Origin of the sequence: Pseudomonas sp. 11/12A (genome assembly GCF_000800055.1) — a bacterium.
In the GTDB taxonomy this organism is placed as follows: Bacteria; Pseudomonadota; Gammaproteobacteria; order Pseudomonadales; family Pseudomonadaceae; genus Aquipseudomonas; species Aquipseudomonas mohnii.
In genome coordinates, this window is record NZ_JUGV01000001.1 from 2,190,315 (window position 1) to 2,203,301 (window position 12,987).

General features: G+C 58.3%; 12 protein-coding genes. 7 read left to right on the forward strand and 5 right to left on the reverse strand.

Annotated features, from left to right (window positions below; translation table 11 throughout):
• Positions 1-343: 343 nt before the first annotated feature.
• The gene (locus GQ39_RS10070; protein WP_236693094.1) at positions 344-691 is read left to right on the forward strand and encodes a DUF6124 family protein; all 348 of its coding nucleotides are present in this window, start codon (positions 344-346) and stop codon (positions 689-691) included.
• A 60-nt stretch (positions 692-751) separates the two neighbouring features.
• Here GQ39_RS10070 and GQ39_RS10075 read toward each other — a convergent pair whose 3' ends face one another.
• Entirely contained in the window at positions 752-1,894 is a 1,143-nt protein-coding gene (locus GQ39_RS10075; RefSeq protein WP_047529403.1) for a glycerate kinase, read from the reverse strand.
• Between the two features lie 282 nt (positions 1,895-2,176).
• Between GQ39_RS10075 and GQ39_RS10080 the strand changes: the two genes are divergently transcribed.
• Both GQ39_RS10080 and rarD read left to right on the forward strand, forming a co-directional pair.
• Positions 2,177-3,190, forward strand: a complete 1,014-nt coding sequence (locus GQ39_RS10080) for an aldo/keto reductase (RefSeq protein ID WP_047529405.1) — start codon at positions 2,177-2,179, stop codon at positions 3,188-3,190.
• Between the two features lie 158 nt (positions 3,191-3,348).
• Positions 3,349-4,230 carry an EamA family transporter RarD gene (gene rarD, locus GQ39_RS10085; RefSeq protein WP_047529407.1) on the forward strand — a complete coding sequence of 294 codons (882 nt, stop codon included), beginning with the start codon at positions 3,349-3,351 and terminating at the stop codon, positions 4,228-4,230.
• A gap of 126 nt (positions 4,231-4,356) precedes the next feature.
• Here the strand turns inward: rarD and hppD are convergent, their stop codons facing one another.
• Positions 4,357-5,433: a 4-hydroxyphenylpyruvate dioxygenase gene (gene hppD, locus GQ39_RS10090; RefSeq protein WP_047529408.1), complete on the reverse strand. Its 1,077-nt coding sequence runs from the start codon at positions 5,431-5,433 to the stop codon at positions 4,357-4,359.
• Between the two features lie 249 nt (positions 5,434-5,682).
• Positions 5,683-6,627: a DMT family transporter gene (locus GQ39_RS10095; protein WP_047529410.1), complete on the reverse strand. Its 945-nt coding sequence runs from the start codon at positions 6,625-6,627 to the stop codon at positions 5,683-5,685.
• Between the two features lie 78 nt (positions 6,628-6,705).
• On the opposite strand from GQ39_RS10095, the gene GQ39_RS10100 reads away from it, so the two are divergent.
• The 3 genes from GQ39_RS10100 to GQ39_RS10110 all read left to right on the forward strand — a co-directional run bounded on the left by GQ39_RS10100 (position 6,706) and on the right by GQ39_RS10110 (position 9,820).
• Positions 6,706-7,578, forward strand: a complete 873-nt coding sequence (locus tag GQ39_RS10100) for a LysR family transcriptional regulator (RefSeq protein WP_047529413.1) — start codon at positions 6,706-6,708, stop codon at positions 7,576-7,578.
• Between the two features lie 110 nt (positions 7,579-7,688).
• Positions 7,689-9,221: an EAL domain-containing protein gene (locus GQ39_RS10105; protein ID WP_047529415.1), complete on the forward strand. Its 1,533-nt coding sequence runs from the start codon at positions 7,689-7,691 to the stop codon at positions 9,219-9,221.
• A gap of 233 nt (positions 9,222-9,454) precedes the next feature.
• Positions 9,455-9,820 (forward strand): histone-like nucleoid-structuring protein, MvaT/MvaU family, encoded by a 366-nt coding sequence (locus GQ39_RS10110; protein WP_047529417.1) that lies wholly within the window; start codon positions 9,455-9,457, stop codon positions 9,818-9,820.
• A 175-nt stretch (positions 9,821-9,995) separates the two neighbouring features.
• Here GQ39_RS10110 and GQ39_RS10115 read toward each other — a convergent pair whose 3' ends face one another.
• On the reverse strand, positions 9,996-10,520 hold the full coding sequence (locus tag GQ39_RS10115; RefSeq protein WP_047529418.1) for a DUF4946 domain-containing protein: 525 nt from the start codon (positions 10,518-10,520) through the stop codon (positions 9,996-9,998).
• Positions 10,521-10,665: 145 nt separating this feature from the next.
• Between GQ39_RS10115 and gloA the strand changes: the two genes are divergently transcribed.
• Entirely contained in the window at positions 10,666-11,187 is a 522-nt protein-coding gene (gene gloA / locus GQ39_RS10120; protein WP_047529420.1) for a lactoylglutathione lyase, read from the forward strand.
• A 141-nt stretch (positions 11,188-11,328) separates the two neighbouring features.
• On the opposite strand, the gene ahpF is transcribed toward gloA, so the two are convergent.
• Positions 11,329-12,891 carry an alkyl hydroperoxide reductase subunit F gene (ahpF, locus tag GQ39_RS10125; RefSeq protein ID WP_047529422.1) on the reverse strand — a complete coding sequence of 521 codons (1,563 nt, stop codon included), beginning with the start codon at positions 12,889-12,891 and terminating at the stop codon, positions 11,329-11,331.
• Positions 12,892-12,987 lie beyond the last annotated feature (96 nt).

Genomic DNA, 12,987 nt, shown 5'->3' on the forward strand with positions numbered 1-12,987 from the left:
TTGCCGCTCTCCATATTGAATAACCTGGCGTCATGGGCCAGCCATGGGCACCGGGCCGGAAAAGCAGACCGAATGTTACCGGGCACTACCAAACGCATCCCGTCGTTCTGCGCTTGGGGCAGTAAACCGTGTTTTAGGAAAATGCGTAACTGTCAAAGTTGACAGGTAGAGCCACTTTTTTTTGCATGCTGGAGGCGGTACGGCATCAAGCCCGCCCCCCCCCTCAAGCAAGTCCGTGGCGCACACCAGGTCGCTGCACAGGCGCTATTCCTCGCGCCTGCGTGCCACTTCCGGCAGGTTTTCATCCAGGGCCAGTGGCGCGGCGTTCTGCATGAAATCCGCAATGCCGAACAATATGCCCAGCGACCCAAACTCCCCGCACGAACCCGACTCAACAACGCTCAACGAGGCCGCCGAACGTGCCCTCAACTCCCGCTTCCTTTCGACCGCCGACATCAAAGCCATGCCGCGCACCGTCAGCACCTTGTTCACCGTCGACCCGCAGGCATCCAGCGACACTCTGATGGTGTATCGGGTGGAAACGCTGGCCTCGGTGGACGTGCTGGTCCATCAATTGGTCCATCATCTGGACGGTGGTTCACGCAATGCCCTGCCGGGCATGTCCAACAGCGTGATGCTCGCGGAGGTCACGGCGAACCGGGTGCTGGATCAGATGGATCCGCCTCAATAGTGGCGGACTCAGTGGTGAATAATGTGTGGCGAGGGAGCAAGCTCCCTCGTCACTGTTGCCTTAGCTTTGGCGCCTGGCCGTCTGCCAGACCCGGGCAATGTCCGTCGCCCGCTCGCGCAACAGGCGCGGTGCGTCGGCACACGCCTGCTCCAGCGTCATCGGCCCGCTCGGCAACGCGAATGCGGCGTCGATGCCATGGGCGTACAGATCCTGGTAATCCTCACCCAGGGTGCCAGCGATAACGATCACCGGCACGCCATGTTCACGGGCGATGCGCGCCACGCCAAAGGGCGTCTTGCCGCGCAGGGTTTGCGCATCGAAACGCCCTTCGCCGGTGATCACCAGATCGGCGCCCTCCACCAGTTCGGCCAGGCCCACCAGCTCTGCGACCACTTCTACCCCGGCCTTGAACTGCGCTCCCAGAAACGCCTTGGCGGCAAATCCCAGCCCCCCCGCCGCACCGCTGCCGGGTTCGTCACGCACATCCTTGCCCAGGACTTTGGCGCAGTGATCGGCAAAGTGCCCAAGGGCGCGGTCCAGCTGTTCGACCTGTTCGGGCGAGGCGCCTTTTTGCGGACCGAAAATCGCCGAGGCACCCTGAGCGCCGCACAATGGATTGTCCACATCCGCAGCGATTTCGAAGTGCACGGCGGCCAGGCGCGGATCGATGTCCGACAGATCAATCTTCGCCAGTCGTCTCAGCGCCAGACCTCCTGGCGGCAAAGGCTGTCCCCGGGCGTCAAGCAACTTCACCCCCAAGGCTTGCATGGCCCCGGCGCCACCATCATTGGTAGCACTGCCGCCAACCGCCAGAATCACCCGTTGCGCGCCCGCATCCAGGGCGGCGCGGATCAACTCGCCGGTGCCGTAGGTGCTGCTGGTGCAAGCATCGCGGTGGTCCAACGGGATCAATTGCAAACCGCTGGCTTCAGCCATTTCGATGATCGCGGTGTGGCTGTCGGGCAACCAGCACCACCTCGCATCGACGGGTGAGCCCAATGGCCCGCAAACCGCCGCCCAGCAAAGTGCGCTATCACGCGCTGCGAGCACCGCTTTGATCGTGCCCTCACCACCGTCAGCCATCGGGCATGTGATCAGTTGCGCGTCGAGCCATACCCCGGCTAGTCCCATGGCGATGGCGTCGGCCGCGCCTTGGGCGCTGAGGCTGTCCTTGAACGAGTCCGGGGCAATGACGATTTTCATGCGAATTCTCCCTATTCATTACATCAATGCTGCCAGCCCGCATTAGCGATAGCGCCGGTCGGCAGCGCATGCGGAAAAGATTTTTTTCAATTCCAGCCAGCCAACGTTACCGCTGGGGGAATCGGCTTGCCAATGATACCAACGTCACGATCGCCATCCCCGGTAAGCCAGCGTTCACAAAGCGCTTGTGGCAGCCGCTGGCCTATCGTTCGATACTCGTTTGCTCACGGGGGTTGTTCTGGTATTTGATTGAGCCTTTCCCATCGGTAAAAGGATTTTGTCATGAGCTACCGCACGCTGGGTCAATCAGGGCTGCAGGTGTCCACCCTGACCCTGGGCACCATGATGTTCGGCGAACAGACCAGCACCGAAGATTCCCTGCGAATCATCGACAAGGCTTGGGACCAGGGCATCAATTTCATCGACACCGCCGACGTCTATACCCAGGGTCACTCTGAAGAAATCGTCGGAGAAGCGATCGCCAGTCGCCGTCAGGAATGGGTGCTGGCCACCAAGGTCGGTTTCGGCCCGGTGGACGGCGTGCCGAACCGTAGCGGCCTGAACCGCAAGCACCTCTTCAACGGTATCGAAGCCAGCCTGACGCGTCTGGGCACCGACTATCTCGACATCTATTACCTGCACCGCGAAGATCACAACACGCCGCTGGAAGTCACGGTGTCGGCCATCGGCGACTTGATTCGCCAGGGCAAGGTCCGCTATTGGGGCCTGTCGAACTACCGTGGCTGGCGCATCGCCGAGGTGATTCGCATTGCCGACCACCTTGGCGTCGACCGGCCGGTGATCAGCCAGCCGCTGTACAACATCGTCAACCGCCAGGCCGAAACCGAGCAGATCACCGCCGCACAAAACTACGGCCTGGGCGTGGTGCCTTACAGTCCATTGGCGCGCGGCGTGCTCAGCGGCAAGTACGCACCGGATGTCACCCCGGACGCCAACAGCCGTGCCGGGCGCCAGGACAAACGCATCCTGGAAACCGAATGGCGCGTCGAGTCGCTGCGCATCGCCCAGCAGATCCAGCAATACACCCAAAGCCGTGGCGTCGGCATCGTCGAGTTCGCCATTGCCTGGGTGCTGAACAACAGCGCCGTGACGTCGGCCATCGTCGGCCCGCGTACCGAAGCGCAATGGGATGCCTACACTAAAGCCCAGGCGGTGAAGATTACGGCTGAAGATGAAGCGTTCATCGATTCGCTGGTGACGCCGGGGCATGCATCGACGCCGGGGTTCAACGACGTGAGTCATTTCGTGTCGGGCCGTAAACCGCGTACCCACTGACGGTACATTTCACTTCTGGGAGCGGGCTTGTCGGGTCGCTCCCACAGGGTTTCGGGTCTTGCTCAAAATGTTGTGAATATTGATCATACGGCCAATATTCTGCACAAAAACCGCGTATCCTCCGCACCCCGTTTCACCTTCAACCACGCGAGGACAGCTTGTCTAAAGGTATCGCTCTATCGGTTTCAGCCTCGGTGCTGTTTGCCGTCATGTATTACTACACGTCGCTGCTCAGCCCCTTGAGTGGCGTGGAAATTTTTGGCTGGCGCATGTTGCTCACGGTGCCGTGCATGACCGTCTTCATGGTGGTGTCCGGGGAGTGGAAACGCGTCATCGACATTGTGCGGCGAGTCGCGGGCCGGCCTGTTCTGTCGCTTGCCCTGATCGCCTCTTCGGCCTTGCTCGGCGTGCAGCTCTGGCTGTTCATGTGGGCACCACTCAATGGCTACAGCCTGGATGTATCGCTGGGCTATTTCCTGTTACCGCTGACCATGGTCCTGACCGGCCGGCTGGCCTATGGTGAACGCCTCTCCTACCTGCAAAAAATCGCGGTGTTTTTCGCCTGCCTCGGCGTGATCAATGAGCTGTACCAGGTCGGTGGTTTTTCCTGGGCGACCTTGCTGGTGTGCATCGGTTATCCCACCTATTTCGTCCTGCGCAAGCGTCTGGCCTCGGACAACCTCGGCGGCTTGTGGCTGGACATGACCCTGACCCTGCCCGTGGCATTCTGGCTCGTTCAGAGCGGTGAACAGGGTTTGAACGTGTTTGACCAGCATCCATGGCTGTCGCTGCTGATCCCGTTGCTCGGTGTGATCAGTGCGTCGGCGCTGGTGGTCTACATCATCGCCAGTCGCTTGCTGCCGTTCAGCCTGTTCGGACTGTTGAGTTACGTCGAGCCCGTGCTGTTGCTGGGCGTTGCGTTGCTGTTGGGGGAAAGCATCAAGGCCGGCGAATGGCTGACCTATATCCCGATCTGGTTGGCGGTGCTGGTATTGGTGTTCGAAGGGTTCAAGCATTTGATGCGACAGCGCAGGCCTTAACCTCACCCAGAACCCAATGTGGGAGCGAGCCTGCTCGCGAAGGCGGTCTGTCAGTCAACATTGTTGTTGAATGCACAACCGCTATCGCGAGCAAGCTCGCTCCCACAGGTTTACAGGCGTTATGGCTTAGTCGGTGGCCAACACACCACGACGGACCTGGTCGCGTTCGATGGATTCGAACAGCGCCTTGAAGTTGCCCTCGCCAAAACCATCATCGCCTTTACGCTGGATGAATTCGAAGAACACCGGCCCCATCAGGGTTTCCGAGAAGATCTGCAACAGCAGTCGCTTGTCACCCGATTCGGACGAACCATCCAACAGAATGCCCCGCGCTTGCAGTTCGCCCACCGGCTCGCCGTGGTTCGGCAAACGGCCTTCGAGCATTTCGTAGTAGGTGTCTGGCGGCGCGGTCATGAAGCGCATGCCGATGCTTTTCAGGTGATCCCAGGTCTTGACCAGGTCATCACTGAGGAAGGCCACGTGCTGGATGCCCTCGCCATTGAACTGCATCAGGAACTCTTCGATCTGCCCGGCGCCTTTGGACGACTCTTCGTTCAACGGGATACGGATCATGCCGTCCGGCGCGGTCATGGCCTTGGAGGTCAGGCCGGTGTATTCGCCCTTGATGTCGAAATAACGGATTTCGCGGAAGTTGAACAGCTTCTCGTAGAAATTGGCCCAGTAGGCCATGCGCCCGCGATACACGTTGTGCGTCAGGTGGTCGATGATCTTAAGGCCCGCTCCGACCGGGTTGCGATCGACGCCTTCTAGGAACACGAAATCGATGTCATAGATTGAGCTGCCTTCGCCGAAACGGTCGATCAGGTACAGCGGCGCGCCGCCGATGCCTTTGATCGCCGGAAGGTTCAGCTCCATCGGACCGGTCTCGATGTGAATCGGCTGCGCGCCGAGCTCCAGCGCACGCTTGTAGGCTTTTTGCGAATCCTTGACCCGGAACGCCATGCCGCACACGGATGGACCATGCTCGGCCGCGAAGTACGAGGCCACGCTGTGCGGCTCATTGTTGAGAATCAGGTTGATCGCGCCCTGGCGATACAGGTGCACGTCCTTGGAACGGTGAGTCGCAACTTTGGTGAAGCCCATGATCTCGAAGATCGGCTCCAGGGTGTTGGGGGTTGGCGATGCGAATTCGATGAATTCAAAACCCATCAGGCCCATCGGGTTTTCGTATAAATCTGCCATTTTGGCGCCTCATCATGCTTTTGGAATTAACAAACGTTAGTTGCTAGCGATGCTGAGGCCGCAGGGTGGCGCGCAGGAGATGCCGCGCACACTGCGGGCGAGGAAATCACCAAAGATCAATTGAAACCCGAATATCTTCATTGTCGACCCAAGGCTTTTGCGGGCGAGGCTTCTGCTGCCAGAAGTCGTTTATTCTTGTATGCGTAACCTGATTCTACACAGCGTAAATCAGTTTGTCCGCCTTCTGTATCAAATCCCCTTTTTCCCTGCATGCGCAAGGGGTTTATTGCACAGGAAAATCCCGGTCAGGATCACCCCTCCTCCCACGCACATGGCCAGTGTCAGTTGCTCGCCCAACAGCAGCGCCCCGAGGATCACGGCCGTCAACGGGTTCAAAGCGATGAACACCCCGGAACGGGTCGCGCCGATTTTGCGAATGCCGTCGTAATAGCCAATGTAGGCCAGTGCCGAGCCAAAGACGCCCAGGTACATCAGACTCAACCACTGTTGAGGGCCAAGCTGGACAAGCGCGGCCACACTCAACTCGCCGCAAATGGCGCTGGCGATCCACAGCATCAATGTGCCCAGCAGAATTGACCAGGTCACGGTTTGCAACGGGCCCAGGCTTTGATTCAGCGACTTGGAAAACAGCGAATACACGCCCCAACCGAGTACACAGCCGAAAATCAGCAGATCGCCGATCCAGGCATCGGCCCTGCCGGCCAAGAGTTGCGGATGGCGGCTGACGATGACCAGGCACGCGCCGACGATACAGATCGCAATGCCGGCAATCTTCGCCCGGCCCAGGCGCTCCTTGAATAGCAGCCACGAGGCCAATCCGATAACGGCCGGATTCAAGGCCACGATCAACGATGCTCGCGAAGCATTGATGTAGTGCAGGCCATAAAAGAAGCACAGGTTGTAGAAAAAGATCCCGGAAAAGCCCAGCAGTGCCAACTGCAGCCATTGCCCTGGGTTGGGTCGGGCCAATGGAATGCGGGACATCAACAAAAACAGTAACAGTGATGTACTCGCCAGCAGGAAGCGCAAGCTGGCGGCAAACAAAGGGCTCAGGCTTTCAGCCAGAAACCGCCCCGCCACGAAGGTACCGCCCCAGATCATGGTGACCGCCGCCAGTTTCAAATAAACCGGCGCATCCGTCGGGCTTGGCAGGTATTTCTCATGAGTAGTCATACGTCTCCGGAACGGCTGATGAACGGTATGGCGTATGATTCGACTAATGCCAAGTCATCGTAAAATGAGTCAATACTCATGACCCTCACCCAACTGGAGATTTTCTCCCTCGTCGCCGAGCTGAGCGGCTTCACGGCGGCAGCCCATCGTCTGGGGATTTCCCAATCCGCGGTTTCCCATGCCATCAAGTCGCTGGAACAGGAATTGGGCGTCGAATTGTTGCGGCGCCATCAGTCAACGGTCGAGTTGAGTGACATCGGCCAGCAACTTCTCCTGCGCGCCCGTGCCATGCTGGGCCTGGCCAATACGTTGCGCCAGGAAGCGGCGGATGCCCGTGGGATGAAGCGCGGCACGTTGCGTATCGGCTCGTTCGGGCCCACGTCTTCGATCAAACTGTTGCCCGATATCTTGCGCCACTACCGCGCCGAGCACCCTGGCATTGAGATCCATATCGACGAAGGTCCGGACCGTCAGGTGATCCAGTGGCTGGAAGAACGGCGAATCGATGTCGGTTTCGTGGTGCTGCCACAAGAGCGTTTCGACACGGTTGCGCTGATCGAAGATCAAATGGTTGCGCTGCTCCCGGCTGACCATCCTTTGGCAACCCGCAACAGCGTCAGCCTGAGCGAGCTGTGCGACGACCCTTTTGTACTGACCGAGGCAGGCTCTTCGGAGATGGTTTCTCGCCTGTTCAATGCCGCGCGCCTGACCCCCAATATCCGCTATCGTTGCTCGCAATTGCTGAGCACGCTGGATACGGTTGGACGCGGCGACGGTTTGACCGTGGTCGCCGAGGGTTCGCTGCCCGAGCATGTTGACTATCGCCATGTTAAAAAACCGCTGTCGCCACCGGTGGCGCGGCAGGTCGGCCTGGCGGTACTCGACCGCCGCCAGGCGTCACCGGCGACGCTGGCCTTCATCAAACTCGCCGAGCGGCTGAGTGACCGGTGAGCGGCATAAGTGACAAGGGCCAACTATCATGGCTCGTACCCAAACTCTTCATGGGAGGCGTTTCGCCCTGCCAGCATTTGAGAGCCCTATCATCGCTAAAGGTTTCTTGAATGCCACTGAGAGCCAAAACCCGCACACGCCGCATCAGGATAGCCGTCACTCTGCTGAGCGGATTGCTTCCGGTCATATTGGGCACCGCCATCCTCTATATCCAGGCTGGACGAGCGCTCGAACAAAATGCTCAACAAACCGCCGAAGAGGCCATTCGCCAGTTCGACCTCATGCTCGACAACACCGCCCAGGCTGCCCGGGAATTATTGCCACTGGCCGGGCAAAGTTGTACCGACGTCAAATTGGCCCTGCGTGAACAAGTCACGCGACGCCCCTTCGTGCGCTCGACCACCCTGATCTGGGACGACGCCATTTATTGCAGTTCTTTGTTCGGCGACTATCACGAGAAGCTCGCTGCCGGGGACTTCGGCCAAGGCCGGTTACTGTTGATGAAGGGCAACCCCGTCACTCCTGATACCGCGCTGTTGGTGTATCGCCTCGGCAAAGGCAAACAGGGCGCGATGAGCACGCTGGACGGTTATCACCTGAGTAACGTGTTGCGCCTGATTGGTCGCCAGACATTGCTGGTACTGCAGGTCGGGCCCAATTGGTTGTCGGCCGATGGCCAGTTTCATGAAGACGCGCCACCCGCCATGCCAACCGCACAAAGCAATCTCGGCTCGTCACGGTATGGTTTCAGTGTGACGGCCGGATTTCCCAAAGGCGAAACCTGGCGTTACATGCGCAGTCAGTATCCCCCCCTGTTCAGCTTGTTGATCTTTTTCGGCGTGATTTCCGCATCGCTCGGGCATTTTCTGCAGAAGCGTACGTCATCACCGACTCATGAAATGCAACGTGCGCTGGATGCGGCGGAGTTCGTCCCGTATTTCCAGGCGGTCGTGCATGGCGACAGTAAAAAGTTGTCCGGCATCGAAGTACTGATGCGCTGGAACCACCCGAAAGAAGGCCTGGTGCGGCCCGACCTGTTTATTCCGTTTGCCGAACACTCCGGGCTGATCGTGCCAATGACCCGATCCCTGATGCAACAGACCGCCACGTTGCTCGCGCCGCTGTCCGCATCGTTCAAGGAGCCGTTTCATATCGGCATCAACATCACCGCCAGCCATTGCCAGGACCTCGACCTGGTCAAGGATTGCCGCGAGTTTCTCGACGCTTTCGCGCCCGGTTCCGTGCACCTGGTACTGGAATTGACCGAACGCGAATTGATCGAACCGACAGCCATCACGCATCAACTGTTCGACCAACTTCGTGATCTCGGCGTAAAGATCGCCATCGACGACTTCGGCACCGGTCACTCCAGTCTCGGCTATCTGCGTCAATTCAACGTGGACTACCTGAAGATCGACCAGAGTTTCGTCGCCATGATCGGCATCGATACCCTTTCCAGCCATATTCTGGACAGCATCATAGAACTGGCGATCAAACTCGGCCTGGCAATGGTTGCCGAAGGTGTGGAGACCCAGCAGCAAAGTGATTACCTGACCGCTCATAACGTTAACTTTCTGCAAGGCTATCTGTACGGCAGGCCGATGCCTGGCGTCGAGTTCATTAGTGCATTAAGTGATCATTAACTAGCGGTTTTAAGCGATGTGGTAACGTTGCCGTGCACCCATTTGAATCAAAAAACAACTCTTGTTACATGACAGAAAAGACATGATTTACTCTTGAGCAATTAACTACTACAATTTTTCACGCCTGCCGTAATTTGGCGGGTGAGCCATTATCACCGGGTCGCTTCAAGGCTCTTGGCTTATAGCTTTGTTTGCGGTTGGTATCAGCCAAACACACTATTGGAGTAAAGATATTGTCCAGACTCGCTGAATTTCGTGCCGCTGAAAAGGCCCTTCAAGAACAGCTCAAGCAGCTTGAATCCCTGAAGAACGATGCCGGGCTCAAGAAAGAAATCGAATTCGAAGAAAAGCTTCAAGGACTGATGAAAACCTACGGCAAGAGCCTGCGCGACATCATCGCCATTCTCGATCCGAACCCGGCAAAATCCGGTCTGCAACAGGCCGTAGCACCTAAAACCCGTCGCGCTCGCGTGGTCAAGGTTTATCAGAACCCGCACACCGGTGAACTGATTGAAACCAAGGGTGGCAACCACCGCGGCTTGAAAGCCTGGAAGGAACAATACGGTGCCTCGACCGTTGATTCCTGGTTGCGTGGCTAAGCTCTCGCGCCGACACACAAAGCCCTGCGAATGCAGGGCTTTTTCATGAACACCCTCTAAATTCAGCGGCGAGGGTCGATCAACTCTCTAGTTACCGATCAACTTTATGGTTAATCCCATTGGGTATCTAAACATTTGTGGGCGCGCTGAAGACCGCGTTTATTGAAGTTTTCAACTAAAGCTTCAAGCCGTTACGTGCCGCCTCTATTTCATCCTGGCTGGTTTTATAAGCGTCGGCCTGCCCCGCATAGGAAAGAACGTAGGCTTTATCGGCGTCCACCGCAGCGACCAATGTTTGCGAAAGCACATGACGTCCGTTTTGCGTGATGGTGCAAGTCGTTTCCAACGCCGGTAATCGGCTCAAGGTTGTCGCATGAATCCGGCTGCACGCACTTTGATAGCCACTCTGATAAAAGCCTTTTTGCACAGACTTGCGCATCTCCAGTAGCACGGCTTCCAGATTGACCTGATGACCGGTTTCCACCTGGGTCATGGTCAGTTCCATCACCATGACCGGCTCGCCAGCCTGATTGTTTTTCACTGCGCGCTGGCGACTGACACCCGCCTTGCCGTCACCTTGCGGCACGTCTTCGATTTGCCAGCCGGTTGGCCAGGGCATGACCGGCGCATCGGCGTGAGCCATGGCGACCGTCGACAGCACGCCCATCAAGAGGAACAACGTTTTACCGAATCGAATCATTGCAATGAACACTCGCCAATTGTGGCCGGAAGTCTGAGCTTCGACCGGCCGTCAGGCAATAGCCGACGGTTTTGGTTTGGTGATGTCAGAGCCCTTGCGTATCATTGTCGCCATTCTTCAGCCCCACTTTTTTTTCGGAGGGCCCATGAGCCTGCAAGAACTGAACAGCTTCCCCGGCGTGACCGCGCAGCCTGATACCGCGACCCAGAACTTCGTGTTCAACCACACCATGCTGCGCGTCAAGGACATCACCAAATCCCTGGATTTCTACACGCGCATCCTCGGTTTCTCACTGGTGGAAAAACGCGACTTCCCGGAAGCGGAATTCAGCCTGTATTTCCTCGCGCTGGTCGACAAAAGCCAGATCCCGGCCGACGCCGCAGCACGCACCGAGTGGATGAAATCGATCCCCGGCATTCTCGAACTGACCCACAACCACGGCACCGAGAACGATCCGGACTTCGCCTATCACAATGGCAACACCGACCCACGCGGCTTTGGCCACATCTGCATTTCGGTGCCAGACATCGTTGCCGCGTGCGAGCGCTTCGAGGCGCTGGGCTGCGATTTCCAGAAGCGCCTGAATGACGGTCGCATGAAAAGCCTGGCTTTCATCAAGGACCCGGATGCCTATTGGGTCGAGATCATTCAGCCTGCGCCGCTGTGATGCAAAACCCCGCCTTGTGGGAGCTGGTCCAGCGTTGGCGTCCTTGAAATCGCCATCGCCGGCAAGCCGGCTCCCACAATGATCGCGGACACAAAAAACCCCATGATCGCTCATGGGGTTTTGTGTTTTCAGCGCCGGGGTTTACGCCGGGGCCGACGTGCGAATCAAATGATCAAACGCACTCAGGGATGCCTTGGCGCCCTCGCCCACGGCAATCACGATCTGCTTGTACGGCACGGTGGTCACGTCGCCAGCGGCAAATATACCCGGTACCGAGGTCTCGCCACGGGCATCGACGATGATCTCGCCACGCGGCGACAACTCGATGGTGCCCTTGAGCCAATCGGTGTTAGGCAGCAGACCGATCTGCACGAAGATCCCCTCCAGCTCCACGGTCCGCAGCTCATCGGTCTTACGATCCTTGTAGCGCAGGCCATTGACTTTCTGCCCGTCGCCGGTGACTTCAGTGGTTTGCGCATGGGTGATCACGGTCACGTTGGGCAGGCTGTTCAGCTTGCGCTGCAAGACCGCATCGGCGCGCAGCTGCACGTCGAACTCCAGCAGCGTCACGTGGGAGACGATCCCCGCCAGGTCGATAGCCGCTTCGACACCGGAGTTACCGCCGCCAATCACCGCCACGCGCTTGCCCTTGAACAGCGGGCCGTCGCAGTGCGGGCAGTACGCTACGCCTTTGTTGCGATATTGCTGCTCACCCGGCACGTTCATTTCACGCCAGCGCGCACCGGTCGCCAGGATCACGGTTTTGGCTTTGAGCTTCGCACCGCTGGCGAAGTGCACTTCGTGCAGCCCGCCGTCCTTGCCAGGTAGCAACTTGTCGGCGCGCTGCAGGTTCATGATGTCCACGTCGTACTGCTTGACGTGCTCTTCCAGCGCTACCGCCAGTTTCGGTCCTTCGGTCTCCTGCACCGAGATGAAGTTTTCGATGGCCATGGTGTCCAGCACCTGCCCACCAAAACGCTCCGCCGCGACACCGGTACGAATGCCTTTGCGAGCTGCGTAGATCGCCGCCGAAGCACCCGCCGGGCCGCCGCCGACCACCAGCACGTCAAAGGCTTCCTTGGCGCTGATCTTCTCGGCTTGCCGCTCGATGCCGCTGGTGTCGATCTTGGCGAGGATTTCTTCCAGGCCCATGCGGCCCTGGCCGAAGTTCACACCGTTGAGGTAGATGCTGGGCACCGCCATGATCTGGCGCTCATCGACTTCAGCCTGGAACAGCGCGCCGTCGATGGCAACATGACGGATGTTCGGGTTCAGCACCGCCATCAGGTTCAGCGCCTGGACCACGTCCGGGCAGTTTTGGCAGGACAGCGAGAAGTAAGTCTCGAAGTTGAACTCACCCTTGAGCGAGCGGATCTGTTCGATCACTTCGACACTGGCCTTCGAAGGGTGGCCGCCGACTTGCAGCAAGGCCAGCACCAGCGAAGTGAATTCGTGGCCCATCGGGATACCGGCGAAACGCAGGCTGATATCAGCCCCCGGGCGATTGATCGAGAACGATGGCTTGCGTGCATCGTCACCGTTGTCGAGTAAGGTAATTTGGGTGGAAAGACTGGCAACGTCTTTCAGCAATTCGAGCATTTCCCGGGATTTCGCACCGTCGTCGAGGGATGCAACGATCTCGATCGGCTGGGTGACCCGTTCCAGGTACGATTTCAACTGGGCTTTAAGATTGGCGTCCAACATACGGGCGATTTCCTTTGTGTTTACTGGCATAAAAAAACGCCCGAGCGAATCTCGCCCGGGCGTTTTTATTGGGCGGTGCAGCTTGCTTAGAAGGTG